The organism is Paraburkholderia sp. BGA-UO-ETr-F21 (genome assembly GCF_059567925.1).
The window spans coordinates 381,982-408,245 of sequence record NZ_JCAQOY010000005.1; the positions used below are offsets into that span (position 1 = coordinate 381,982).

Consider the following 26,264-nt stretch of genomic DNA (forward strand, 5'->3'; position numbering starts at 1 on the left):
ACGCGGCATGCGAAACCCTGAAGAATTGATCCGCGAGAGCGTAGCGCCCAAGGATTTCATTGCGGTGAGCTGGAACCTGCACAAAGGCCGCACGCCGCTCGGCTTCCAGGCCTGGCAGGCCATGCAGCGCTGGGTGCAATCCACCCACGCGGACGCGTATTTTTTACAGGAAGCGATGGCGCGGCGCATGCCGTCGCCGGTGCTGGCGAGCAGTTTCGGCGCACCGCTCGCTGATCCGTTGAGCGATGTCTGGCATTGCCAGGCCACTGAAATCGCGCGCGCGCTGGAACTCGAAATCGCACTCGGACCGAACGTCTTCAAACCGTCGTGGCGGCATGGCAATGCGATCCTGTCGCCGCACCCGCTCGATCTCGGCGGACGCTGGGACATCTCCGCGCATCGCTTCGAAAAGCGCGGACTATTGGTTGCGCGCGCCACCTTCGGCGGTCACTCGGTCACGCTGTTGTGCGCGCATCTTGCGCTGACGCGCTCGGCCCGCTTGCGTCAGATGAACTGGATCGCTCACTGGATCGCGAAGGAAGCACCGGAAGGTCCGCTCGTGCTGGCCGGCGACTTCAACGACTGGCGCAACGATTCGGTGCCGCTGTTCGGCGAACATGGTTTGCAGGAAGTGGCCACGCTGCTCGGCGAGTCCGGCCGCACCTTTCCCGCTTTCTCGCCCGCGCTTGCGCTCGACAAGATGTTCGTGCGCGGCATGAAGCCAGTCGAATGGATCCAGCCGACGCAGGAAACCGCGTGGCTCTCCGATCACCTGCCGTATATGGCGCGCTTGCGAATCGATTGAGCGCCGGCGCCGCACGCTAGTCTTTGTGCGGCGTCCATTGCAGCGTCGCGGCGAGCTCCTCGCCCGGCTGCAACACGCAGCCGCCCACCTGCTCACGCATGCCGACCGCGTTGAAGCAATCGGTGGTGTTCGTCACCGGCTCCACGCACAGCTGCGCGTCGTTGGCCGGCGCGAACACCACCATGTGATCGAACGGCGCGTCGGCGATCATCGTCAGTCGACGGCGTTCGTCGGGCCATGCAATGGTCGCCTCGCGTGACCAGTTCGCAAAGTTGTTGTCGAGGTCGTAGGCGTCGGCGGACATGCCTTCGCGCAACGCGTCCACCGCCGGATGCGGACCAAGATGCGTCGGCAGCACGTCGGCGTCGGCGTGCCACATGGCCTCTACTTTGGCGTACACGCGGGTTTGCGCGGTGCGCGGATAGTACGGGTGATGGCCCATGCCGAACGGCATCGGCCGGTCGGCGAGGTTTTGCGCGGACAACGTAATGCGCAACGCGCCATCGCTCAACTCGATACGCTGCTGCGCGCGGTAACGGAACGGCCAGTCACCGGGTATGCGCGAATCCGGTTCGTGTTCAAAGTGCAATTCCACCGAGCTTTCCGTGCGCGCGCCCACTTGCCATGCGCGCCGCCACGCATTGCCGTGCAGCGCGTGGGCGAAACGCGTGTCGTTGCCGGCGAGGTCGATCGTGCCGCCGTCGAATTCGAAACGCGCGTTGCGAATCCGGTTGCAGTAGGGAAAGAGCGGAAAGCTCGCCATGCGCAGCGGATCGCGTTCAGCGAAGGCTACGGGCGCGGCGGGCCGCAACCAGTGCAGCGGGCCGCCGGGCGTCGTTTCGTAGAACGCCGCCAGCGCGCCGCCCACGTCGGGGGCGATCACGGCGCGCAATGCGCCAGCCGATAGCGTGACGACCGTGGCGACGACCGCGGGATCGTCGAGCCACATGAGTCCAGTCACGCGTGGCGGGATCGAATTCAAGGAAACATCGTGCATGGTCAGAAAAGACGGGAGCTCGGGCGGATGGCGGCATCAACGCGCATCGGTGTCTCCCTCGGTGTCTCCAATTGCGAGCCGCGCACAGCGCGCGGCCGGCGGACCGTCCAGGTCCGCGCGACCGAGAATCGCACGCCAAAGCAAACCCGTCAATATTATTAGTAATAAAGTGGACCGATCCATCTTGTGCAAGCGGCGATCGCGGCCTCCCAAATGACGGGTTAGCGTGCGTTGCCGCGTGCATATTATTAGTGGTACCGTCAGCACCACGATGCCCATGGCATGCCCCAGCTTTAGCGCCGCGGTAGTGCGGCCCGCACAATGAAAAAATCGACTCAACGCCGTCCGACCATGACCGACATCGCCAAGCTCACTGGCGTGTCGCAATCGACTGTCTCGCTCGTGCTGAACAACGCGACCGGCGCGAAGTTCTCCGAGGCCACCCGCAACAAGGTGCTGAAAGCCGCGCACGACCTCGGCTACCGGCTGTCGCTGCGCGAACCGGTCTCGGCTTCGAGCGACGAACGCAATCTGATCGTCTATCTGGCCGACGAGATTTCCACCAGTCCGCATCCGGTCGTCAACGTCGACGGCGCGCGCGACGCGGCCTACGCGAGCGGCAAGATGCTGGCGGTCTATTCGACGCACGGCAACGCAGACATCGAGAAGCAGGTCCTCGACGCCACGCTGTCGAATCCCCACGTGTTCGGCGTGATCTACGCGACCGTCTATACGCGCAAGGTGACGCCCCCGGCGGCGCTCTCGCAGGTGCCCACCGTGCTGCTGAATTGCTATACGGGAGAAGGCGGGTTTTCGTCGGTGGTGCCCGCCGAAGTCGCCGGCGGCCATCTGGCGACCGACTACCTGTTGCAGGCCGGACATCGGCGGATCGGCTATATCAACGGCGAACCCTGGCAGGATGCGTCGAAAGATCGCCTGAAAGGCTACCGCACCGCGCTCGCCACCGCCGACCTGCCCTTCGCGCCGGAACTGGTGCGCGACGGCGACTGGAGTTCGGGCCTTGGCTTCGAACTGACGTTCTCGCTGATGCGCGAGCCCAATCCGCCAACCGCGATTTTCTGCGCCAACGACCTCACCGCGATCGGCGCCATCGAAGCCTTGAAACAACTCGGCCTGCGCGTGCCCGAAGACGTCTCCGTGCTCGGCTACGACGACCAGGAAATCGCTCGCCATACGCATCCGCCGCTCTCGACCGTAGTGCTGCCGAACTACGAACTGGGGCGTTGGGCGGTCGAAACCCTGCTGCAGGAAGAACACAATCGTGCGGCCGGTGCGCCGGTTCGGCATCGCATGGTCAAACTCGACGGTCCACTCGTCGAACGCGGCTCGGTCAGGGTAATTACCGAGGCAAAAAAGCCAATAATTAATATTATTAGTGATTGACCGATAATAATTCCGAGTGAAATAATCGGCACGTCGAGTCAGGCGAACATCGCCGGCCGGCATGAGAAACACTAAAAGCAAATACACCTACCTCACCAGGTACTGGAGGAAGACATGGCGTCGCTCAACACGCAGTCGCGCGCTCACGCGCGCAAGCAGCAGATTCGTCCGCTGGCGGGTTCGCTGCTGGCTCTGGCAATCGGTTTCGGCGTCGCCACCGCGCACGCCGACGACGCGTTGCCCAAGCTGTCCAACAAGACTCCCCTGAAGGTCGGCTTCGCGCAGACCGAAAGCAACAATCCGTGGCGTCTCGCGGAAACCAAGAGCTTCAAGGAAGTCGCTGCGAAGTGCGGCTGGCAGTTGGTCATGACCGACGCCAATAGTTCGAACTCCAAGCAGGTGTCCGACATCCAGAACATGATCGCGCAGCACGTCGATCTGCTGGTGTTCCCGCCGCGCGAAGAAAAGCCGCTTGCACCGGTCGTGCTGCAAGCCAAAAAGGCCGGCATTCCGGTGATTCTGGTGGACCGCGACGTCGATCAATCCGTCGCCAAGGCGGGCCGCGACTACATCACATTCATCGGTTCGGACTTCATCGATCAGGGGCATCGCGCCGCTGACTGGCTCGTCAAGGCGACGGGCGGCAAGGCGAAGATCATCGAACTCGAGGGCACCACCGGCGCATCCGCCGCGAACGATCGCAAGAAGGGCTTCGACGAAATCATCGCGAAGAATCCGGGCATGAGGATCATCGCGTCGCAAAGCGGCGACTTCGCGCGCGACAAGGGTCGCCAGGTCATGGAAACGCTGTTGCAGGCGCATCCGGACGTGACCGCCGTCTACGCGCACAACGACGAAATGGCGCTCGGCGCGATCGCCGCGATCAAGGCCGCCGGCAAGCAGCCGGGCAAGGATATCCAGATCGTGACGATCGACGGCACCAAGGGCGGCATGGACGCGATCGCGGCCGGCGAACTCGGCGCGAGCGTGCAGTCGAGCCCGTTCTTCGGCCCGCTCGCCTGCGACGTCGCACAGCGTTACGCGAAGGGCGAAAAGATCCCGACGTGGGTCAAGGTGTCCGACAAGTTCTACGACAAGAGCAACGTGCAGCAGAACATGCAGTACGGCTATTGAGATCGAAGCCTTGCTGTACGCGCAGTTTTGAAGTTTGAGCGCTGCCGTAGCAGGGCGTCCGCACGCTCCGACAGCGCCCCGATGGAAGTCCCCCGCCCCGAAGCCGTTGCTCTGCGAGAAGTCGGGACCGAGGGACTGCCGCGCAGGACGTCACCGCCCCGAATCCGTCTCCTCGGGGGGCGGGCGACGGGAAGGGTTCGGAGCGACGCGCTCGTGGCAGCACGAGCCGTCGCTTCGCTTTTATGCGTCGTACCGTGGTTCGACGCCACGACCCGCATAAGAGCCCAAACGAAGGGCCGCACCGGCCCGCACGTGCACGGCATGGCGCGCACGCGGCAAATCAAGGCAGCACCCGCATCAGGAGGACACCCGTGACGGAATCCGGCAAAGAGACGCCACACTCCCCCCTTACCCGTTCGCCGCTGCTCGAGATGCAGGACATCGGCATCAGCTTCGGCGGCGTGCCCGCATTGCGCGGCGCCAACCTGAGCGTCGCCGCCGGCGAAGTGCATGCGCTGATCGGTCAGAACGGCGCGGGCAAATCGACCATGATCAAGATCCTGACAGGCGCCTATCGGCGCGGCTCGGGCAGCGTGCGCTTCGAAGGCCGCGAGGTCGATTTCCGCACGCCCAAAGAGGCGCGCGAAGCCGGCATCAGCACGATCTATCAGGAGATCAATCTGGTGCCGTTCCGCTCGGTGGCGGAAAACATTTTCCTCGGCCGCGAGCCGCGCCGTTTCGGCCTGATCGACTGGCGCGCGGTGCAGCAACGCGCCGCCGCGCTGCTCGAATCGTTCGGCTTGCAGATCGATGTGAAGAAACCCGTCGGCCGCTATTCGACCGCGATCCAGCAGATGGTGGCGCTCGCACGCGCGGTGTCGTCGGACGCGAAGATGGTCATCATGGATGAGTCCACCTCGTCGCTCGACGAACGCGAAGTGGAGTTGCTGTTCACCGTGGTGCGCAAGCTGCGCGACGACGGCCGCGCGGTGATTTTCGTGTCGCACCGGCTCGACGAACTGTACGCGCTGTGCGACCGTGTCACCGTCATGCGCGACGGCCAGACGGTCGCGCAAAGCACGATGGCGGAGATGGACAAACTGCAACTCGTCACGACGATGCTCGGCCGCACGCTCGCCGCCGTCGTGCAGGACGGCACCGCGGCACGCGAAGCGAACCTCGCGCGGCGCGGCAAGCAGATGATCGCAGCGACGCAGTTGAGCGCGCATCCGAAGGTGAGCGACGTCTCGCTCGAAGTGCACGCCGGCGAGGCAGTGGGTCTCGCGGGACTGCTCGGCTCGGGCCGCACGGAAACCATGCGGCTGATGTTCGGCGCCGATCCGCTGGAGCAAGGGTCGCTCGCGATCCGCGGTGAAAGCGTGGCGCTGAAATCTCCGCAGGACGCGATCTCGCGTGGCCTCGCCTATCTCACCGAAGACCGCAAGGCCGAAGGCATCGTCCCCGAACTCTCCGTGCGCGACAACCTCACGCTCGTCTGTCTGCGCACGCTGGCGAAAAACGGCGTGGTCGACGTGAAGAAACAGCAGGCGATCGTCGATCGCTTCATCGCGTCGCTCGGTATCAAGCTGCGTTCGCCGGATCAGCCGATACGCGAACTGTCCGGCGGCAATCAGCAGAAGGTGCTACTGGCGCGCTGGCTGGCCGCCGAGCCGTCGCTGTTGCTGCTCGACGAACCGACGCGCGGTATCGACGTGGGCGCCAAAGCGGACGTGGCGAAGATCGTGCGCGAATTGCGCGACGCGGGTCTCGCCGTGCTGCTGTCCGCCTCCGAGCTCGAAGAGCTGACCGCCGTGGCCGATCGCGCGGTGGTGATTCGCGACGGCCGCACGGTCGCCGAACTGAACGGCGCCGACATGAGCGAGACCGCGATCATGGACGCCATTGCCTACGGCAGCGACGGCCATTCGCAACTGGCCGAAGCCGCGCAAACGGCAAACGCCGCACATATCGAAGACGCGTTGGAGGGCGACCGTCATGGCGCTTAAGTTGCACACTGAAACGTTGCATACCGAGCCGCGGCTCGGCGAAACCGCCCAGCAGATGACGGCCGCGCCGCGCGCCACACCGGCCACGAGCGTGCGTAAATGGCGCCACCTCGCTATGCAGCGCGAAGTCATCGTCCTGCTCGCGATGGTGCTGTTCAACCTGTTCTTCACGCCGCACTTCTGGTCGCTGCAAACCTTCAACGTCAACATGACGCAGGTGGTGACGATCGTGATCGTCGGCATCGGCATGACGCTGGTAGTGGCGACCGGCGGCATCGATCTGTCGGTCGGCGCGTCGATGGCGATCTCCGGCGCGCTGGCGCCAATGCTGTTCCTGAACATTGCCGGCCCCACCGGGATTGCGCTCGCGTTCGTGCTGCCGGTTCTGGCCGCCGCGTTGTGCGGCGTCTTCAATGGCTTCCTCGTGACGAGGTTATCCGTCCAGCCGATTGTCGCGACGCTGGTGCTGTTCATCGCCGGACGCGGCATCGCGCAGGTCGTCACCGACGGCAGCCTGCAGGCGTTCAGCACGCCCGCCTTTCAGTGGATCGCGCTCGGCAAGGTCGCGGGCGTGCCGTTCCAGGTGCTGCTGATGCTGGCGCTGGTCGCCGTGTTCGTGTGGGTCGTGCGCAAGACGCTGTTCGGCCAGTATCTGCTGATTACCGGCGGCAACGAAAAGGCCGCTTATCTGTGCGGCGTGCCGACCGCCACCGTGAAGCTGATCGCCTACACGCTGTGCGCGGCGCTCGCGGGGCTGGCGGGGCTGATCTCGATCTCGGTGAATTCGTCCTCCGATGCCAACGTGGTCGGACTCGGCGTCGAGCTCGACGCGATCGCGGCGGTGGCCGTCGGCGGCACGGCGTTGACGGGCGGCAAGGCCTATATCGGCGGCACGCTGATCGGCGCGCTGATCATCCAGTTGCTGCGCTATACGCTGCTCGCGCACGGCATTCCCGACGCGGCGGCGCTGGTGGTCAAGGCCGGCATTATCGTCGCCGCCGTTTATGTGCAGCGGCGCTCGCGCTAACGCGGCAGAGACATTCCCGGACTCGATACGATGAAAAAGAATCTTCCTATCCTGCTCGCGCTGGCCGCCCTCGTGATCTTCGGCCTCGTGCGCTACGAGCATTTCGGCTCGGCGTACAACATCACGTCGTTCTGGCGCTACAACTCGATGTTCGCGCTGATCTCGGTGGGCATGGCGTTCGTGATCATCACCGGCGGCATTGATCTGTCGGTGGGGACGGTGGCCGCGCTGGCAAGCGTCGTTGCCGCGCTGACCAGCGTGTACGGCGGCTGGGTCGCCGTGCTGGCGGGCTGCGCCGCGGGACTCACGGTCGGCGTGCTGAACGGACTGATCATCACGCGCCTGAAAATCCTGCCGTTCATCGTCACGCTCGCGACGAGCCTCGGTGCGCACGGCGTCGCGCTGCTGCTCGGCAAGAACGATGCGGTGTCGATTTCCGCCGACTCGAACTTCGGCAACTTCGGTCAGGGCGATCTGTTCGGGCTGCCGATTCCGGGCATCGTCGCCGTGGCGGCGGCGCTGGCCGGCTGGCTCGCGCTGCGCAGCACGCGCTTCGGGCGGCATTCGCTGGCGATCGGCGGCAGCGAGGAAGCCGCGCGGCTCATGGGCCTGAACGTCGACCGCACGCTAGTGATGGCCTATGCGGTGAGCGGCCTGCTCGCCGGCATGGCGGGCGTGATCCTCGCCGCCCAATTCGGCGCGGGACAACCCAACGAAGGCGTCGGCTGGGAGCTGTTCGCGATCTCGGCGGTCGTGCTCGGCGGCACGTTGCTCACGGGCGGCGAAGGCTCGATTGCGATGACGATTGCCGGCGTATTGCTGCTCGGCCTGGTGTTCAACCTGCTGAACTTCGAAAACGGGCTGGGTTTCATCAGCTTGTCGGCGTACTGGCAGTCCGTGATTCGGGGCGTGTTCCTGCTGCTCGTGATCGTGTTGCAGGCTCGTGTGCTGAAGCAACGCGGGAAAAAACGGGTCGCGGCGCCGGCGTGAGCGGCGCATTCACGGGGTCGCGCCGATCGATACGGAGCGAAGGGCGGCGGTTCAGGTTTGCTGCCGCTCGCGCCTACTTTGAGCGTTTCGGAGTAATCAAATCGGCACATGCGGAAAGCCTTATTCCAATTTGGATTCAGACGTATCTAGCGACGATTTGCCCCTCTTTGTGTACCAACCCTGACAAGGTCGGCGCGGATCGGATGAAAACACCGCCACGCGCACACCGTACGTCTCGCCGCCAGCCATCCGCCCACCGTTCGCGCCGCTCTTGCCAGTTTTATCAGCAGGGTCAATGCTGCAGCGCATGGCGGGTTTCGGTATCATCCTGAAAATGTTGCCCGCGCGGCGCGCCTATCCGGCGCATGCCGGACAGCCGATGGCGCCGCCATGCGCGGTTTTTTCGCCCATCGCCGTACCTTGCCGAAGCGCGGCCGCAGCCCTGCCAACGTACTTCGCGGCGCCCGGTTTTACCGACAACCGGCGCCGACGCTTCCGGGTCCGGTCATCCGCTTGACCACGCTCAACCGCCGCGCCGCAGCCTTCCGGCAGCGGGCGCGGTAAAATAGCGGATTGCGCGTGATTCCCATATGGGTTAGCGCAGCATCGCCCTTGCCGTGCCGGCCGGCTCAAAACGACTGGCCGCCTTTGTTTTCGCACTATCCAAGAAGCCATGAGCAACCTGAATCCACAAACCGTCCTGAGCGTCCATCACTGGACCGATACGCTTTTCAGCTTCACCTGCACGCGCGATCCGTCGTTCCGTTTCGAAAACGGTCAGTTCACGATGGTGGGCCTCGAAGTCGACGGCAAGCCGCTGATCCGCGCCTACAGCCTCGCGAGTGCGAACTACGAAGAGCACCTCGAATTCCTGAGCATCAAGGTGCAGGACGGCCCGCTTACGTCCCGTTTGCAGCATCTGAAGGTCGGTGACGAGGTTCTGATCGGCAAGAAGCCGGTCGGCACGCTGGTGGCCGACAACCTGCTGCCGGGCAAGACGCTGTGGCTGCTGTCCACCGGCACGGGCCTCGCGCCGTTCATGTCGATCATCAAGGATCCGGACATTTACGACCGCTACGAGCGCGTGGTGCTCACCCACACCTGCCGTTTCGTCGACGAACTGGCGTACAAGGAATACATCACGGACCACCTGCCGGCGCACGAGCACCTGGGCGAGCTGGTTCAGGAAAAGCTGCTGTACTACCCGACCGTCACGCGTGAAGCGTTCCAGAACCGCGGCCGGATCACCGAACTGATCGAAACCGAAAAGCTGTTCGCCGACCTCGGCGTGCCGGGCTTCTCGCTCGAAAACGACCGGATCATGCTGTGCGGCAGCCCGCACATGCTGCGCGACACGCGCAAGCTGCTGGACGACCTGGGCTTCCAGGAAGGCAGCAACAACGCGCCGGGTCATTACGTGGTTGAAAAGGCCTTCGTCGGCTAAGTTACCTTCCACTGCGTTACGATTTTTGCGGCTCGCGCCGCAAAATCAGCGAAAAGGAGCCTTCGGGCTCCTTTTTTATTTTCACGTTACAAATCGGCGCCGACGATCTAACATTCGTTGTCGGTATTCTTCCTACAAAAGCAGTGTTGCGAATGATCAACCCTTGCTTGAAATCGGGCCGCCAAGCCTTGCTGCAACTGCTTTTTTTCTTTTTATGAGATATCATCGCGGCGCATCATCAGTCGAATTGACGCGGCTGCATGGCCTAAGCGCCATGTTACTGAATGTAAATTTCGTTACGTCATACTGTTAGCGATTCGCCCGTTGCGTCCTGAGCGCGACGTCTTGCACCTGGAGGCCTGAGACCCGTATGCGTTCTTTCGTCTTCGCGCCGCCGATGCGCACCCGCTCCGCCGTCCGTACGGCTTTCTGAGAACGAAGGTCATGGATACGTCGACTGTCGTCCCGTTCGCCGCCCATCTTCCTGCGTCACCGGAACGTGAAGGGTTCGACGCGTCCGCTACGCCGTCTACCTCGGTCGAACAGGAAATCGCACGGTTGCGCACCCGGGTCCGTGAACTCTCGGCCGAACTCGTGCAGGCGCAGGAAGCCGCTTGCCGCCACGTGGCGCGCGAGCTGCACGACGGCGTAGGCGCCGAACTGACGGCGACGCGTTTTGCGCTTGCCGGCGTCGAAACCTGGCTGCCCGCCGATGCAGCGCCGCAATGTTCCGCCGCGCTCGCCGTGGCCAACCGCTCGCTCGACGCCGTTTGCGAAGCCAGCCGCCAGGCTGTCGCGGAACTGCATGCACCATCGCTCGAAGCAGGCATTGTCGGCGCGTTAGCTCACTGGACCGGCGACTTCGCCGCTCGCACGCAACTGCGCACAAGCTTCGTCTGCGCCGCCGATGTGCGCCTCACCCGCCTGCCCGCCGACGCCGCGCTGGCCGTATTCCGCGTCGCGCAGGAAGCACTGAACAACATTGCCAAGCACGCGCGCGCCGAATCCGCGGACGTGCGGATCGAGACCAGCCGCCGTCACCTCACGCTGATCGTCGTCGATGACGGCAGCGGCATCACGCATAACGCCCGCAGCCGCCGCGGCCATTTCGGCCTGAGCAGCATGCAGGCGCGTTGCGCGGCCTTCGACGGCACGCTGCGCGTAAGCGCACGCCGTGCCGCTACGGGGCGCGGCGACAGCGGCAACGGCATGCCGTCGCGCGGCACCCTCGTTCGGGCGCGTTTTGCCTGGGACGCCATGCTGGCGGATGCGCCGCGCGCCCGGCGGCAGGCGCTGCAATCGTGAGCACGCCGTCATGAGCTTGCGCATTCTGCTCGTCGACGACCACGCCGTGGTGCGCCAGGGCGTCCGTCAGCTGCTGCTCGACCGCGGCGTGGCGCGCGACGTGACCGAAGCTCAAAGCGGCGCCGAAGCGCTCGACGCCGTCGCCCGATTCAGCTTCGACGTGGTGCTGCTCGACATTTCGCTGCCCGACATGAACGGCGTCGAAGTGCTCAAGCGTATGAAGCGCAAAGCGCCGCGCGTGGCCGTGCTGATGTTCTCGATGTATCGCGAGGACCAATACGCCGTGCGCGCCCTGAAAGCAGGCGCCGCCGGCTACCTGTCGAAAACCGTCGACGCCGCGCAGATGATCGGCGCGATCCAGCAGGTCGCGGCAGGCCGCAAATACGTGAGCCCGGCGATGGCCGAGGCGCTCGCCGACTACGTTTCCTTCGACGGCGAACAGTTGCCGCACGAAAAGCTCTCGGACCGCGAATATCAGACGCTGTGCATGCTCGCCTCGGGCAAGCGCCTGACGGATATCGCCGTGGCGCTCTCACTGTCGGTGAAAACGGTCAGCGTGTACCGCACCCGCCTGCTCGAGAAGATGAAGCTGCGCAATAACGCCGAATTGACCTTCTACGTGATGAGCAACCGGCTCATCGATCTGAATCCCGCTATGGCGGGCTGACGGCCTCTTGCCGCCTGCATTGCTCAGTGCGCGCTGAATAGCTCGCACGCTCGCATGATGAGATTGCGAGAGAGCGATTCCTCCCGATTGGCAGAGCATCGAGCGAAAGCTTTGCGGCCAATGGCCGCGCAGCCGACGAACATGCCGCACGAGCCTGGCCTGCCGGGAATTTTCAGCCCCGCGCCTATGACGCAAAATGCCCGTGCCGGAATGGGGCGCGGAACGTATCCGTTAAAATCGTGGGTTTCCCGACATTCGGCGCGCAACACGCGTGCACTACTGGAGACCCCCGCCAATGTCCCTGTTTCGCAAGAAGAGCGTCGAGCACATGATCGCCGCAAGTGCTCAGAACGCCGGCCTGAAGAAAGCGCTCGGCGCGCTCGATCTGACCTTCCTCGGGGTCGGCGCCATTATCGGCACCGGCATTTTCGTGCTGACCGGCACGGGCGCCGTGCAGGCCGGCCCGGCGCTGATGATCTCGTTCCTGATCGCGGCGATCGCCTGCGGTTTCGCCGCGCTCGCCTACGCCGAATTCGCCTCGACGATTCCGGTGGCGGGGTCCATCTACACCTACTCGTATGCGACGCTCGGCGAACTGGCCGCGTGGATCATCGGCTGGGACTTGATGCTCGAATACGGGCTCGCCACCTCCGCGGTATCGGTGGGCTGGTCGGGTTATCTGCAATCTTTGCTGTCGGGCTTCGGCGTCTCGTTGCCGGTTGCGCTGACGGCGGCGCCGGGTGCATTGCCCGGCCACGATACGCTCTTCAACCTGCCCGCGTTCCTCGTGATGATGGCGATCACCGCGCTGTTGTCGGTAGGTGTGCGCGAGTCGGCGCGGATCAACAACGTCATGGTCGCGATCAAGGTGGTCGTGGTGTTGCTGGTGATCGGCGTGGGCGTATTTCACGTGACGCCGCCCAACTGGCATCCGTTCATGCCGAACGGCTGGAACGGCGTGTTCGGCGCGGCGGCGGTGATGTTCTTCGCGTTCATCGGATTCGACTCGGTGTCGTCCGCGGCGGAAGAGGTGAAGGATCCGAAGCGCGATCTGCCGATCGGGATCATCGCGTCGCTGGGCGTTTGTGCAGTGTTGTACGTGGCGGTGGCGGCTGTCGTCACCGGCATTGTGCCGTCGGCGCAGTTTGCGAATATTTCGCACCCGGTGTCGTATGCGTTGCAGGTGGCGGGTCAAAAGTGGGTCGCGGGTTTTATCGATCTCGGCGCCGTGCTGGGTATGTTGACCGTGATTCTCGTAATGGCTTATGGCCAGACGCGGGTCATTTTCGCCATGTCGCGCGATGGTTTGTTGCCTGCGCGGCTTTCGCGCGTGCATCCGCGGTTTGCTACGCCGTTTTTTACTACGTGGCTCGTCGGGATCTTCTTTGGGCTGATCGGGGCGCTGGTGCCGTTGAACGTGTTGGCTGAGCTGATCAATATCGGCACGTTGGCCGCGTTTTCGATGGTGTCGATTGCGGTTCTCGTTTTGCGGAAAACGCATCCTGAATTGCCGAGGGCGTTTCGGTGTCCTGGGGTGCCGGTTGTGCCGGTGCTGGCTGTTGCGTCCTGTCTGTTTTTGATGGTTAATCTTCAGGCTGTTACTTGGGTGGCTTTTGTTGTTTGGTTGCTCATCGGGTTGGTTATTTATTTTGGGTATTCGCGGAGGCATTCGAAGTTGAGCAAGTGATTGGGGTTCTTGCCTGCTCGGCGGGTTGTGGGTGGGTTGTTTCGGGTTTTGGCCTTTCCTTGTTTTGCTTGTGGTTTATTAGCGTTGCCCCTGTGCGGGGCGGCACTCACTTTCTTTGCTTGCCGCAAAGAAAGTAAGCAAAGAAAGCGGCTTTACACCGCCAGCCCATAAGCGGGTCCCCCGGCTTGGAGCAGGTGGTGGTGCATCTGGAATCCGTGCCCTCGCACATTCCGCCCCAGTGACAAGGCAGTCATTCTTCCGGCGGCGCTCCGCGCGCCGTCGCGGTACTTCAACAACCGCCAGTCGGGGCGCGCGCCCGCGGCATTTCTCAGCGGTTGCCGTCTGTTGCGTCAGCGGCGCTCCTCAAATTTCAGGCCATGACTTGGGTCAGTAGCGTCTCCAAGACCACGGCCCATTAAGGCGTCACGCCGAGGCGAAGCCGACGGCTCCCGCAATGCACAAACGAAGCCTCCTGAAGCGAACCGTTCCGTCGCGCGCGGAGCGCGAGGCGGGAAGGATGACGGCCTTGTCACTGACGCCGAATGTGCGAGAGCACGGATTCCAGATGCACCACTACCTCCTCCAAGCCAGGGGACCCGCTTATGGGCTGGCGGTGTGAAGCCGCTTTCTTTGCTTACTTTCTTTGCGGCATGCAAAGAAAGTAAGTGCCGCCCCGCACAGGGGCAACGCCAATAGACCACCAGGAATTCAAGGAAAGGCCAAAACCCGAAAGAACCCACCACAACCCGCCGAGCAGACAAAAAACCCCTCATAGCGCCCCAGCCCAATTTGTGCTTTACTTTTCGGCAGCCCCATAAAAAAACCGCAGCACCCTCATCGGACCCACGAACAGGCAGCTGAAGGCGAACAACAAAACGGAAGGTCCGGTCTCACCCCATAAGGAGACAACTTCATGGCGATCAGCATCAGTCTGACGGTGAATGGCGCGCCCATCAGCGCCTCAATCGACCCTGGCACCCTGCTAGTCCAGTTCCTTCGCGATCAACTCCGGCTCACCGGCACGCACGTCGGCTGTGATACGGCCCAGTGCGGCGCATGCACTGTCCATCTGAACGGACGCGCGATCAAAGCCTGCAACATCCTCGCAGTGCAAGCCGAAGGCGCGGAGATCACCACCATCGAAGGACTCGCCAAAGACGGTGCGCTGCATCCCATGCAGGCAGCCTTCAAACACTGCCACGGACTGCAATGCGGCTTCTGCACCCCCGGCATGGTGATGAGCGCGGTTTCGCTCGTGCAGCGCCAGCCGAATCTCACCGGCGACGACGTGCGCGCCCAACTCGACGGCAATCTGTGCCGCTGTACGGGGTATCACAACATCGTCAAGGCAGTGCTCGAAGGCGCCGAGGGCATGAAGTCCGCCGGCACGGCCAACGCCGCCGCCAACGCCGCCGCGCAAGCCAACGCACCGGCCACTGCCTGAGGAGCCGACGATGAACGCACCCGAAACCCATCTGATCGGCGCTTCCGTCGAACGTAAGGAAGACTATCGGTTCCTGACCGGCAACGGCCAGTACACCGACGACATCGTCTTGCCCCAGCAAACCTACGCCGTGTTCCTGCGCTCGCCCTACGCGCACGCGAAGATCAACAGCATCGATACCGCCGCGGCCAAACAGTCGCCCGGCGTGGTCGCGATCTTCACCGGCGCGGACATGGCGGCCGACAACGTCGGCGGGCTGCCGTGCGGCTGGCTGATTCACAGCACCGACGGCAAACCGATGAACGAGCCGCCGCATCCGATCATCGCGCATACGAAAGTGCGTCACGTCGGCGACCAGGTCGCACTCGTGATCGCCGATTCGATCAAGGCCGCGAAAGACGCCGCCGAATTGATCGAAGTCGACTACGACGTGCTGCCCGCCGTGGTGGACACCGCGCATGCAGCGGACGCCGGCCAGCCCGCGGTTCACGACGAAGTCCCGGACAACGTCTGCTACAACTGGGGCCACGGCGACAAAGCCGCAACCGACGCCGCCTTCGCCAAAGCCGCGCACGTCACCACGCTCGACATCGTCAACAACCGGCTCATTCCGAACGCAATCGAACCGCGCGCGGTCAACGCGAGCTATTCGGTGCAGGACGACAGCTACACGCTCTACGTCGCGAATCAGAATCCGCACGTGGAGCGCCTGCTGATGGCCGCATTCGTGCTCTCGCTACCGGAATCGAAATTGCGTGTGATCGCGCCGGACGTGGGCGGCGGCTTCGGATCGAAGATCTTCCTGTATGCCGAAGACGTCGCGCTCACCTGGGCGTCGAAGAAAATCCGCCGCCCGGTCAAGTGGACGGCCGAGCGCTCGGAAGCGTTCGTCTCCGACGCGCACGGCCGCGATCACGTGACCAAAGCCGAACTGGCGCTGGACGCGGACGGCAGGTTCCTCGGCATGCGCATCCATACGACCGCCAACATGGGCGCGTATCTGTCCACGTTCGCGTCGAGCGTGCCGACCATTCTGTACGCGACGCTGCTCGCGGGTCAGTACGCCACGCCCGCGATCTACGCGGAAGTGAAAGCGGTGTTCACCAACACCGTTCCCGTGGATGCCTATCGCGGCGCGGGCCGCCCCGAAGCGACATATGTCGTGGAGCGCCTCGTCGAAACCGCCGCGCGCGAAATGAAGCTCGATCCGGCGGAGATTCGCCGCCGCAATTTCATCCGCGAGTTTCCGTACGCGACGCCCGTCGGCCTCACTTACGACACCGGCGACTACGAGACGATCCTCGCGCGTTCGCTCGAACTCGCGGACGTCAAAGGCTTCGCCGCGCGCAAACAGGAATCCGAAAAGAACGGCAAGCTGCGCGGCCTCGGCTATTCGTGCTACATCGAAGCCTGCGGTCTCGCCCCGTCGAATATCGCGGGCGCATTGGGCGCGCGGGCCGGGCTGTTCGAAGTCGGTCAGATTCGCGTCCATCCCACCGGTTCGGTCACCGTGTTCACAGGTTCGCATAGTCACGGGCAGGGACACGAGACAACCTTCGCGCAAGTGGTGGCCGACCGGCTCGGCATTGCGCTGGAAAGTGTCGAGATCGTCCACGGCGACACCGGCCGCATTCCGTTCGGCATGGGCACGTACGGCTCGCGCTCGATCGCGGTCGGCGGCTCGGCAATCATGAAGGCGCTCGACAAGATCGAGACCAAAGCGAAGAAGATCGCCGCACACCTGCTCGAAGCCGCGGCAGAAGACATCGAGTTCAAGGACGGCGTATTCCGCGTCGCGGGCACGGATCGCACCAAGGCGTTTGCCGAGATTTCGCTCGCCGCGTACGTGCCGCACAACTATCCGCTCGACGTACTCGAACCAGGCCTTGAAGAAAGCGCGTTCTACGATCCGACCAACTTCACCTATCCATCGGGCGCGTACATCTGCGAGATCGAAGTCGATCCGGAGACAGGCGTGTGCCGCATCCAGCAGTTCACCGCAGTGGACGACTTCGGCAACGTGATCAATCCGATGATCGTCGAAGGTCAGGTGCATGGCGGGCTCGCTCAGGGCATTGGCCAGGCGATGCTGGAGCGCTGCGTATACGACAACGAGAGCGGCCAGTTGCTGTCCGGCTCGTACATGGATTACGCAATGCCGCATGCGTCCGATCTGCCGAACTTCACCGTCGAAACCGCCAAGGGCACACCGTGCACGCACAATCCGCTCGGGGTGAAAGGCTGCGGCGAAGCGGGCGCGATCGGCTCGCCGCCGGCGGTGATCAACGCGATCCTCGACGCGCTCGCGCCGCTCGGCGTGACCGACCTGCAAATGCCGGCGACGCCGCATCGCGTGTGGTCCGCGATTCACGCGGCCAAGCAACCCCATTGAGATCCTGAGCGGAGCATTCGACATGTATTCATTCGAGTATCAACGCGCGACGGATCCCAAAGCGGCCGCCGCCCTCCTCACCGCCGACAGCGACGCGAAGTTTCTGGCCGGCGGCCAAAGCCTGCTGCCCACCATGCGTCTGCGTCTCGCGCAGCCGTCACAATTGATCGACGTGACACGCATTCCCGCGCTCAAGTCGATCACCGTCGACGGAAAAACGGTGACGATCGGCGCCGCCGTATGCCATGCGGACGTCGCGGATCACGCGGAACTGCGGCGCGTATCCCCGGCGCTCGCGGATCTCGCCGCGCATATCGGCGATCGCCAGGTGCGCGCGCTCGGCACGATAGGCGGCTCGCTCGCCAACAACGATCCGGCCGCCTGTTATCCGGCCGCTGCCATGGCGTTGGACGCGACGATCGTGACGGACCGACGGCGCATTGCGTCGAGCGACTTTTTCGTCGGCATGTATGAGACGGCGTTGGCGCCCGACGAGCTGATCGTCGCCGTGGAGTTTCCAGTGCCGGAGCGCGCGGCGTACGAGAAATTCCGCAATCCCGCTTCGCACTTCGCGTTGGTCGGCGTATTCGTCGCGAAGTTTGCGAGCGGTGTGCGCGTCGCGGTGACGGGCGCGGCGTCTTCGGTGTTTCGTGTGCCTGAACTGGAAAGCGCGCTGTCGGCGAACTTCACGCCCGAGGCTGCACGCGCGGTGACTGTGTCGGCCGCCGACCTGAACACCGACATGCACGCGAGCGCCGAATACCGCGCGCACCTGATTCCGGTGCTGGCCGCGCGCGCGGTGACGAAGGCGAACGCTTAGCTGCTCATCGCTGCTCGCGGCTGACGTGCCTGCGCTCGCACGGGCACGTCAGCCGCATTCGCTCAGGTGCGCTGACGGCGCGGCACGTCGCTTCGTTACTTCGCTTGATCGGCTTCGCTTCGGCGGCTTCGTTTCGTTGGCTTCGTTTCGTTGGCTTCGCTTCATCGGTCACGTTTCTCCAGCCACCCCTCCTTGCGCAGATTCAGGAACTCCATGCAGCCCGCTTCAATCGACGACACCCTCGCCCAACTCGCCGCCCAGAGCTATTTCGCCAGCCGCGAGCTGGCGACCGCGCTGTATCTCGCGCTGCGCATGGAACGGCCGTTGTTCGTCGAAGGCGAGCCGGGCGTCGGCAAGACCGAACTCGCCAAGGCAGCGGCGGGCATGCTCGGCACCTCGATGTTGCGGCTGCAATGTTATGAAGGTCTCGACACGGCGAGCGCGCTCTACGAATGGGACTATCCGCGGCAGATCATGGCGCTGCGTCTTGCCGAAGCCGCCGGTGAGCGTCCCGACAACGACACGCTGTATCGCGGCGAATTCCTGCTGAAGCGTCCGCTGCTGCAAGCGCTGATGCCCGATGAAAATCATCCTGGCGCACGGCGTGTATTGCTGATCGACGAGATCGACCGCGCCGACGAACCGTTCGAAGCCTTTCTGCTGGAATTGCTTTCGGACTTCCAGGTATCGATTCCCGAATACGGCACGGTCCGCGCGGAGCAGCCGCCGCTCGTCGTCATGACCTCGAACCGCACGCGCGAAGTGCACGACGCGTTGAAGCGCCGTTGCCTGTATCAATGGATCGGCTATCCGGACCGCGATAGGGAACTTGAGATCGTCGCCGCTCGAGCGCCGCAGACCTCGGCGGAATTGCAGCGGCGGGCGGTCGATTTCGTTCATCAGCTGCGTGGCATGGATCTGTTCAAGGCGCCCGGCATTGCCGAAACGATCGACTGGTGCCGCGCGTTGGAGGCGCTATCCGTCACCGAGCTCGATCCGCAATCCGTGCACAACACGCTCGGCGTGCTGCTCAAGTATCAGGATGATCTGGCGCGGGTCGATGCCGCGCAAATCGCGCAATGTCTCGCCGCGCCTGGATAGCCAGCATGACGAACTCATTCGACGCAGGTAACAGCGGCGCCTCGGGCCATGGCTCACGGCTCGACGACACACCCACGCTCGCCCGCAACGTGGTCCATTTTGTACGGCTGCTACGCGGCGCGGGCTTGCCGATGTCGCCCGCCCAAGCCGTCGACGCGCTCGCCGCGCTGCACTGGATCGATCTGGGCCGCCGCGACGACGTGCGCGCCGCGCTGGCAGCGTCACTGGTCTCGGCGCCGGACGAACGCGATCTGTTCAACGCCGCGTTCGACCTGTTCTGGCGCGATCCCGATTGGGAAGGCAAGCTGCGCGCGCTGCTACTGCCGAAAGTGCGCGACGGTCTGCCGCCGCCCAAACGCAACAACCGTCTCGCCGACGCGCTGGCCGTGCGCGCGCCGCCGTCACCGCACAGCAAGGCGCCACAGGAAACCGAACAACACGAACTGCGTGCGCACGTCACGTTCAGCGCGGAAGAGCGCCTGCGTCATCGCGATTTCGATACGCTTTCCGCCGACGAATGGCGCACCTTGCGTCATCTGATTCGCGGCCAGCGTCTGCCGCTCGCAACCGAGCCGACGCGCCGCCTGAAAGCCGCTTCGCACGGCACGCATGCGGACTTGCGCGCGAGCGCCCGGCACGCCGTGCGCGCGGGCGGCGACTGGACGGTGTGGAAGTATCGCGCGGTGGTCGAGCGCAAACCGCCGCTCGTGTTGCTGCTCGACATCTCCGGCTCCATGAGCAGCTATTCGCGCGCGGTGCTGTATTTCTGCCATGCGCTCCTGCAGTCGCGCGAACGGCTGCAGGTGTTTCTGTTCGGCACGCGCCTCACCAACGCGACGCGCGCGCTGCGCGAGCGCGATCCCGACGTGGCGATCGCGACGCTCACCGAGCAGGTGGTCGACTGGTCCGGCGGCACGCGGATCGGCGCGGCGCTCGCCGAATTCAACCGCCGCTGGGCACGGCGCGTGCTGACCGGTCGTGCAACGGTGCTGCTCGTCACCGACGGCCTCGATCACGAAGCGATCGATGTGCTCGACACCGAGATGGCCCGCCTGCACCGCTTCGCACACCGTATCGTGTGGCTCAATCCGCTGCTGCGTTTCAGCGGCTTTTCTCCGAAGGCGCGCGGCGTGCAGGCCATCCTGCCGTATGTCGACGCGCATCGTCCGGTTCATAATCTAGACAGTCTGACGGCGTTCGGCCGCGACCTCGCGCAACTCACGCGCGCGCCTCGTCGCAGCGCCGGCGTCGGGGCTGCCGCAGGAGCGACACCATGGAATTGACCGAAACCCATACGCTTCCCGTTTCGCAGCAACGCGCATGGGAAGCGCTGAACGACACGGAGATTCTGCGCGGCTGCATTCCCGGCTGCGAGAGCATCGATCCGGACGGTGAGAACGCCTACCTGGTGGCGCTGAGCGCCGCGGTCGGCCCGGTCAAGGCGCGTTTCAAGGGACGCATGCAACTCATCGACATCGAGGCGCCCAATTCGTACAGCATCGTGTTCGAAGGCCAGGGCGGCGCAGCGGGGTTTGCCAAGGGCAACGCGCACGTTTCGCTCCAAGCCGACGGCGAGGCCGTCACGAAGCTCACCTATTCGGCGAGCGCACAGGTCGGCGGCAAGCTCGCGCAGATCGGCTCGCGGCTCGTCGACGGCGCCGCGCGTAAAATCGCGGGTGAATTCTTCAAGCGCTTCGGCGCGCGGCTAGGCGCCGACGGCGAAGGCACGGCGGCCCCGGACGGCGATGAAAATGCAGCCGATCAAACGGCGCCGCACAATACAGCATCGAATGAAGCCGCGGACGGCGAGTCCGGCGGCGACGCAACGAAAAGGAAGAAATCATGGACAGCGTGGATCTCGAAGTCCTGAAGTCCAGCGCACGTTGGCTGGAAGAAGGACATCGCGCGCTACTGGTCACGGTGGTGAAGACATGGGGCTCGTCGCCGCGTCCCGAGGGCGCGATGCTCGCGGTGCGCGACGATGGGCTCGTGGTGGGCTCGGTGTCGGGCGGTTGCATCGAAGACGATCTGATCGACCGCGTGCGGCAACGCGGTATCGAGCAGGTGCTACCCGAAGCGGTCAAGTACGGCATCACCGCGGAGGAAGCGCACCGCTTCGGCCTGCCGTGCGGCGGCACGATCCAGTTGGTGCTCGAACCGTTAACGGCGCAAAGCGGCATTGCCGAACTGTGCAGCGCCGTGGAGAACGGCCGCCTCGTCGCCCGCGAAGTGACCATGGCGAGCGGCGCGGTGCGGCTGGAAAACGCGCAGGCAACGGACGGCGTGCATTTCGACGGCGAACGTCTGCTGACGATTCACGGCCCGCGTTACCGCATGCTGGTGATCGGCGCGGGGCAGTTGTCGCGCTATCTGTGCCATATCGCAGTCGGGCTCGATTATCAGGTCACCGTGTGCGACCCGCGTGAGGAATACACCGAGGAGTGGAACATCCCCGGCACAAAGATCGTGCGGACCATGCCCGACGATACGGTGATCGAGATGAAGCTCGACGAGCGCTGCGCGGTGATCGCGCTGACGCACGACCCGAAGCTCGACGATCTCGCGCTGATGGAAGCGTTGAAGACGCCGGCGTTTTACGTCGGCGCACTGGGTTCGCGCAGGAACAACCAGGCGCGGCGCGAACGCCTCAAGGAGTTCGATCTGAACGATACCGAGTTGGCCCGCTTGCATGGACCGGTGGGGATTTATATTGGCAGCAGAACGCCGCCTGAGATCGCGGTTTCGATTCTTGCCGAAGTGACGGCGGCCAAGAACGGTGTTTCTCTGCCCACCTTGCTCCAGGTCGAAGGAGCCAAGGCTGCGCGGGAGATTGCGGCTTCCGGCGGAACGGCGTGTAGCGTTTAACGGGAATCCTGTCTGCGCGCGGCGCTGCCTCCAGCCGCCGCTGCGCGTAGCCGCGCACCGCGACGCCGCGAGGCGCAACAACCCGCTTACATCAAGCCGCAGACCACTGCGGCGATCATCGACCCGCCCACCAGCACGACGCCCACCACGCGGCGCTTGTTCAACTCGGTCCACAGCAGGACACCGGTCAGCGAAAGCAGAATCATGCTGCCGGCGATCGTGTCGATCAGCAGCACCCAGCCGACGCTCAGCCCCACGCCTTTGTGCAGGTTGTTCATCGTCGAGAGAAACGAGTTGTGCGTGCGTTTCACCGCGACGAAGCCGTTGCCCACCCAGTATTCGGCCTGCACGCTCCGCGACGGTCCCATGATGCCGACTTGCCAGAATTCCGGCTGCATCGTGCTGCGATCGCCCCACGCCACCGGATGCGCCGGCTCGCGCCTGATTCTGCCCGGCTTGCCGTCGATCTTCAGTTCGGCTTTGAGCCACTTCGCCATCTCCATCGGCGAACGCAGCGGTTCGTGCGGCACGGGAATCTGCATTTCTTCCACCTGCGGCTCACCCGACGACACCTTCAACGGGCCACCGCGGTGGTTCAGGAGGAACCCGGTCGCGCCGAACAGCAGGCCCAGCACCGCGCCCCACAGACCGACCCAGCCATGCACCTTGCGCAACCACTTGATGAAATTCGCGCGGCGCGAACGCTGGCGCCGCGCGGCCTGCTCGGCGTCGTCCATCAGATGATGGCAGCGTTCCGGCGTGTGAGCGGCGTATTGCGCGCCATGACCAGCGGCGGGTTGCATATCGATTGATTCAGGCGCGTTCAAATCCAGGCTCCAGGCGCAGCAAGATGATCCGTCGCGGGCACGCGGCGACAAAGCGCCCGCTCACCGGCGGCGGTCAAAGAGGTGTCGAAAAGGAAGGGCCGGACGACCCGGCTTGCGGGCCAGAGCTCCGGCCGAGAGGCTGGCTGGCAGTCACAGAGGAGAAATGTGACAGGAAGCTGGCGACGCCTTTTAATTGAGAATGGATATCATTACACAAACAGGGTATTTGCTCAATCCCAACGCGCGAGATCCGCTTGACATTGGCGCGGCGCAAACCGACTCTAACTGGCGATCCCGTCGACGCCACGTTCGGATACCTGCCTGCCATGCGCCTCTCTTCTCTGGTCTGTCTTGCCTCTATCGGCTTGCTCGTCGGCATCCCCGGCGCGGGCGCGAGCGTTCAGGCGAGGCTGGACGATCCCTATACCAACGAAGGCGAGACGCAGACCTTTACCGTGAACGCCGACGGCTCCTACTCGAAGCTCGATTCGATGACGCTGCACGTGAATACCGAAGCGGGCGTCGCGCGGGTGGCGCAGCAATATGTCTGGTTCAACCGCAACATGGCGGACGTACAGATCCTGGAGGCCTACACGACCACCGCCGACGGCTTACGTCACGACGTGCAGCCTGAGCAGATCCGCGACGTGCAGGAAGCGCGCTCGTTCGACGCGCCGATGTTTCAGGACATCCAGGAAAAAGTGATCGTGTTTCCCGCCGTGGAGCCGGGCGCGCGCGTACATCTCACCTATCGCAAGACGCAGAAGCAGCCGATCGTGCCCGGCGAATTCAGCGACTTCACGCCGCCCGATCTCGCGCCAACTCTCAACTTCCGCCTGATCTACGATCTCCCGGCCGGCAAGCCGCTTTACGCGGACGCGCGCGGCTTCACCGTTGTACAACCCGTGACGCGCGACGGCCGCACGCGCTACGAATATCGCTACGACAGAGCCCATTTCAGCCGGCTGGAACGCGGCTCGGTTGCCTACGTGTCGTATGGCGACCGGCTGATGGTCTCGACCTTCCCGGACTATGCCGCGTTCGCCGCAACCTACCGCGAATCGGCGACGGACGCGGGCGCGCGAGACGCCGCCGTCGTGCGTCTCGCGCAGCAGCTCACCGCGCACGACCGCACGCCGCGCGACAAGGCCAAGACGCTGTATGACTGGGTGCGCCGCAATGTGCGCTACGTGGCGATCAACGTCGGACGCGGCGCGGTGGTGCCGCACAGCGCGAGCGCGGTGCTCGCGAACCGCTACGGCGATTGCAAGGATCACGTGGCGCTCTACGGCGCGCTGCTCGACGCGGCCGGCGTGCGCAACGAACCGGCCTTGATCAGCAACGGCACGATCTACACGCTGCCGAGCGTGCCGGGCTACGGCGTCATCAATCACGTCATCACGTGGCTACCGGATTTGCAGCAATACGCGGACTCGACCGCAGCGAATGTCGAGTTCGGTTTCCTGCCGTCGTCCGATATGAACCGGCCGACCGTGCTCGTCGGCGAGGGCGTGCTCTCGCGTACGCCCGCCACCGCGACCATGACGCGCAGCACCGATCTATCGATCAAGGTCGAACCGGATGGCTCGGCGAGCTTCACCTACCGGCTGGAGGCGGCCGGCGCTTCCACCGAACAGACGCGCGCCATGCTGCGCACGCAGACGCCCGCGCAACGCGAGGAGTCGATCCAGGCCGAATTACGCGGCGCCAATCTGCGCGGCGCCGCCACGCTCACCACGAACGACCTCACCGTCGCCGACGGCCCGCTCATCATCACGATGAAAGGCACCCTGGAAAATCTCGTGGTGCCTGGCGCGGCGGCATCGATTCCGGCGCTGACGAGTCTCGCAGGCGGCTTCGCGGCGGATACGCGTTACTGGCTCAGCGAACGCCAGCGCACGCAGCCGTTCGTTTGCCATAACCTGGCGTTGCATGAACGCGCGCGCATCGAGTTACCCGCCAATTTTCGCGTGCTCGACATGCCGGAAGCAAAACGCACCCAAGGCCGCTTTGTCGACTTCCAGTCGCAGTACACGTTCGATCAGCCCAGCAACGTCGTCACGATGACGCGCGACGGCGCCACGCATTTCGATAGCGACGTCTGCACGCCCGACGACTTCGCGCAGATGCGCCCCGCGATCGAAGCAATCGGGCGCGATGTGCGGGCGGAAGTGATTGTCAGATCGACGCTGGTGGAGTCGTCGAGCGTTGCGTCGCAGGCGCCCTGAGCGCCCGCGACAGCTAGCGCATGCCATGAAGCGGCGCTGCGTTCAAACGGGCCAGAGCGGCCCTTCCTGCATCGCACCGAGTTGCTCGCGCAACTCGAGGATGCGCTCTTCCCAGTAACGCTGCGTGTTGAACCACGGAAACGCCGCGGGAAATGCCGGGTCGTCCCAGCGTCGCGCGAGCCAGGCCTGATAGTGAATCAGCCGGAGCGTGCGCAACGCTTCGACGAGATAGAGTTCGCGCGGCTCGAAGTCACAGAAGTCTTCATAGCCGGCGAGCAGATCCGCCAGCGCGCGCGACGCTTCGGCGCGCTCGCCCGGCAGCAACAGCCACAAATCCTGCACCGCCGGTCCCATGCGACTGTCGTCGAAGTCGACGAAATGCGGCCCCGCGTCGGTCCACAGCACATTGCTCGGATGGCAGTCGCCATGCATTCGCAACATGCGGATGTCGCCCGCTCGTTCGAACGCACGCTCGACACCTTCGAGCGCGAGATTCACCACGGTTTCCCACGCAGTGCGCACGTCGTCCGGCACGAAACGGTGGGCGAGCAGGAAGTCGCGCGGCTCGTAACCGAACGTGTTGATATCGAGCGTAGGTCGCTCGATATAGTTCTGCGTCTGGCCGACCGCATGGATGCGGCCGATGAACCGCCCGAGCCATTCGAGCGTGTCGGGCCGGTCGAGATCCGGCGCGCGGCCGCCGCGACGCTCGAAGATGGAGAAGCGAAAACCGTCGAAGGTATGCAGTGTGCGGCCCTCGAAAGCGCGCGCGGGCACTGCCGGAATCTCGCGCGCGGCGAGATCGGCAACGAAGGCATGTTCTTCGAGAATGGCGGCGTCGCTCCAGCGCTCGGGGCGGTAGAACTTCGCGACCACGGGCGGGCCGTCTTCCACGCCCACCTGGTACACGCGGTTCTCGTAGCTGTTGAGCGGCAGCATGCGACCGTCGGTTCGCACGCCGACCGTGCTGAGCACGCTGTCGAGCGCGTCGAGCACGATTTCCGGCTTGAGCCGCGCGAAAGGTACAGCGCTGCTAGCGCTGTCCTGTGGATCGAGGATGTCGTCGTTCATGCCCGCATTGTGCGCCGCGCCGCCGTCAAAGACGAGGGCGACAGCACACA

22 protein-coding genes are annotated in these 26,264 nt (G+C 64.2%); 19 read left to right on the forward strand and 3 right to left on the reverse strand.

Annotated features, from left to right (window positions below; genetic code table 11):
* The first annotated feature begins 7 nt into the window (after nucleotides 1-7).
* The gene (locus AC57B1_RS03210; RefSeq protein WP_408343768.1) at nucleotides 8-805 is read left to right on the forward strand and encodes an endonuclease/exonuclease/phosphatase family protein; all 798 of its coding nucleotides are present in this window, start codon (nucleotides 8-10) and stop codon (nucleotides 803-805) included.
* 16 nt (nucleotides 806-821) lie between these two features.
* On the opposite strand, the gene AC57B1_RS03215 is transcribed toward AC57B1_RS03210, so the two are convergent.
* Nucleotides 822-1,754 (reverse strand): aldose 1-epimerase, encoded by a 933-nt coding sequence (locus AC57B1_RS03215; RefSeq protein WP_496416774.1) that lies wholly within the window; start codon nucleotides 1,752-1,754, stop codon nucleotides 822-824.
* Between the two features lie 399 nt (nucleotides 1,755-2,153).
* On the opposite strand from AC57B1_RS03215, the gene AC57B1_RS03220 reads away from it, so the two are divergent.
* The 17 genes from AC57B1_RS03220 to AC57B1_RS03300 all read left to right on the forward strand — a co-directional run bounded on the left by AC57B1_RS03220 (nucleotide 2,154) and on the right by AC57B1_RS03300 (nucleotide 22,088).
* Nucleotides 2,154-3,206, forward strand: coding sequence for a LacI family DNA-binding transcriptional regulator (locus AC57B1_RS03220; RefSeq protein WP_496416775.1), 1,053 nt, complete (start codon nucleotides 2,154-2,156; stop codon nucleotides 3,204-3,206).
* Nucleotides 3,207-3,320: 114 nt separating this feature from the next.
* Nucleotides 3,321-4,340: an ABC transporter substrate-binding protein gene (locus AC57B1_RS03225; protein ID WP_496416549.1), complete on the forward strand. Its 1,020-nt coding sequence runs from the start codon at nucleotides 3,321-3,323 to the stop codon at nucleotides 4,338-4,340.
* 431 nt (nucleotides 4,341-4,771) lie between these two features.
* Nucleotides 4,772-6,346, forward strand: coding sequence for a sugar ABC transporter ATP-binding protein (locus tag AC57B1_RS03230; protein ID WP_496416776.1), 1,575 nt, complete (start codon nucleotides 4,772-4,774; stop codon nucleotides 6,344-6,346).
* Nucleotides 6,347-6,401: 55 nt separating this feature from the next.
* Nucleotides 6,402-7,373 (forward strand): ABC transporter permease, encoded by a 972-nt coding sequence (locus AC57B1_RS03235; RefSeq protein WP_091800883.1) that lies wholly within the window; start codon nucleotides 6,402-6,404, stop codon nucleotides 7,371-7,373.
* Nucleotides 7,374-7,403: 30 nt separating this feature from the next.
* On the forward strand, nucleotides 7,404-8,363 hold the full coding sequence (locus tag AC57B1_RS03240) for an ABC transporter permease (RefSeq protein ID WP_091797167.1): 960 nt from the start codon (nucleotides 7,404-7,406) through the stop codon (nucleotides 8,361-8,363).
* 295 nt (nucleotides 8,364-8,658) lie between these two features.
* Entirely contained in the window at nucleotides 8,659-8,880 is a 222-nt protein-coding gene (locus AC57B1_RS03245) for a hypothetical protein (protein ID WP_496416550.1), read from the forward strand.
* Between the two features lie 156 nt (nucleotides 8,881-9,036).
* The gene (locus AC57B1_RS03250) at nucleotides 9,037-9,807 is read left to right on the forward strand and encodes a ferredoxin--NADP reductase (protein WP_091797169.1); all 771 of its coding nucleotides are present in this window, start codon (nucleotides 9,037-9,039) and stop codon (nucleotides 9,805-9,807) included.
* A gap of 444 nt (nucleotides 9,808-10,251) precedes the next feature.
* A complete protein-coding gene (locus AC57B1_RS03255; protein ID WP_496416551.1) occupies nucleotides 10,252-11,112 on the forward strand; it encodes a sensor histidine kinase in 861 nt (286 codons plus the stop codon).
* A gap of 10 nt (nucleotides 11,113-11,122) precedes the next feature.
* On the forward strand, nucleotides 11,123-11,779 hold the full coding sequence (rqpR, locus tag AC57B1_RS03260) for a response regulator transcription factor RqpR (RefSeq protein WP_496416552.1): 657 nt from the start codon (nucleotides 11,123-11,125) through the stop codon (nucleotides 11,777-11,779).
* Between the two features lie 295 nt (nucleotides 11,780-12,074).
* Nucleotides 12,075-13,466 carry a branched-chain amino acid transporter BcaP gene (bcaP, locus tag AC57B1_RS03265; protein WP_496416553.1) on the forward strand — a complete coding sequence of 464 codons (1,392 nt, stop codon included), beginning with the start codon at nucleotides 12,075-12,077 and terminating at the stop codon, nucleotides 13,464-13,466.
* A 913-nt stretch (nucleotides 13,467-14,379) separates the two neighbouring features.
* On the forward strand, nucleotides 14,380-14,910 hold the full coding sequence (locus AC57B1_RS03270; protein ID WP_496416554.1) for a (2Fe-2S)-binding protein: 531 nt from the start codon (nucleotides 14,380-14,382) through the stop codon (nucleotides 14,908-14,910).
* Nucleotides 14,911-14,920: 10 nt separating this feature from the next.
* Nucleotides 14,921-17,302 carry a xanthine dehydrogenase family protein molybdopterin-binding subunit gene (locus AC57B1_RS03275; protein WP_408479365.1) on the forward strand — a complete coding sequence of 794 codons (2,382 nt, stop codon included), beginning with the start codon at nucleotides 14,921-14,923 and terminating at the stop codon, nucleotides 17,300-17,302.
* Between the two features lie 22 nt (nucleotides 17,303-17,324).
* The gene (locus tag AC57B1_RS03280) at nucleotides 17,325-18,122 is read left to right on the forward strand and encodes an FAD binding domain-containing protein (RefSeq protein ID WP_091797181.1); all 798 of its coding nucleotides are present in this window, start codon (nucleotides 17,325-17,327) and stop codon (nucleotides 18,120-18,122) included.
* A 213-nt stretch (nucleotides 18,123-18,335) separates the two neighbouring features.
* A complete protein-coding gene (locus tag AC57B1_RS03285; protein ID WP_496416555.1) occupies nucleotides 18,336-19,223 on the forward strand; it encodes an AAA family ATPase in 888 nt (295 codons plus the stop codon).
* A 5-nt stretch (nucleotides 19,224-19,228) separates the two neighbouring features.
* Nucleotides 19,229-20,506: a vWA domain-containing protein gene (locus AC57B1_RS03290; protein ID WP_496416556.1), complete on the forward strand. Its 1,278-nt coding sequence runs from the start codon at nucleotides 19,229-19,231 to the stop codon at nucleotides 20,504-20,506.
* On the forward strand, nucleotides 20,497-21,093 hold the full coding sequence (locus AC57B1_RS03295; RefSeq protein ID WP_496416557.1) for an SRPBCC family protein: 597 nt from the start codon (nucleotides 20,497-20,499) through the stop codon (nucleotides 21,091-21,093). Before AC57B1_RS03290 ends, AC57B1_RS03295 begins: the two co-directional genes overlap by 10 nt.
* Entirely contained in the window at nucleotides 21,066-22,088 is a 1,023-nt protein-coding gene (locus tag AC57B1_RS03300; RefSeq protein WP_408298410.1) for an XdhC family protein, read from the forward strand. Before AC57B1_RS03295 ends, AC57B1_RS03300 begins: the two co-directional genes overlap by 28 nt.
* Nucleotides 22,089-22,174: 86 nt before the next feature.
* Here AC57B1_RS03300 and AC57B1_RS03305 read toward each other — a convergent pair whose 3' ends face one another.
* On the reverse strand, nucleotides 22,175-22,915 hold the full coding sequence (locus AC57B1_RS03305) for a PepSY-associated TM helix domain-containing protein (protein ID WP_496416558.1): 741 nt from the start codon (nucleotides 22,913-22,915) through the stop codon (nucleotides 22,175-22,177).
* 326 nt (nucleotides 22,916-23,241) lie between these two features.
* On the opposite strand from AC57B1_RS03305, the gene AC57B1_RS03310 reads away from it, so the two are divergent.
* Nucleotides 23,242-25,143 carry a DUF3857 domain-containing transglutaminase family protein gene (locus AC57B1_RS03310; protein WP_496416559.1) on the forward strand — a complete coding sequence of 634 codons (1,902 nt, stop codon included), beginning with the start codon at nucleotides 23,242-23,244 and terminating at the stop codon, nucleotides 25,141-25,143.
* Between the two features lie 42 nt (nucleotides 25,144-25,185).
* Here the strand turns inward: AC57B1_RS03310 and AC57B1_RS03315 are convergent, their stop codons facing one another.
* Nucleotides 25,186-26,214, reverse strand: a complete 1,029-nt coding sequence (locus tag AC57B1_RS03315; protein WP_091800889.1) for a serine/threonine protein kinase — start codon at nucleotides 26,212-26,214, stop codon at nucleotides 25,186-25,188.
* Nucleotides 26,215-26,264: the final 50 nt, after the last annotated feature.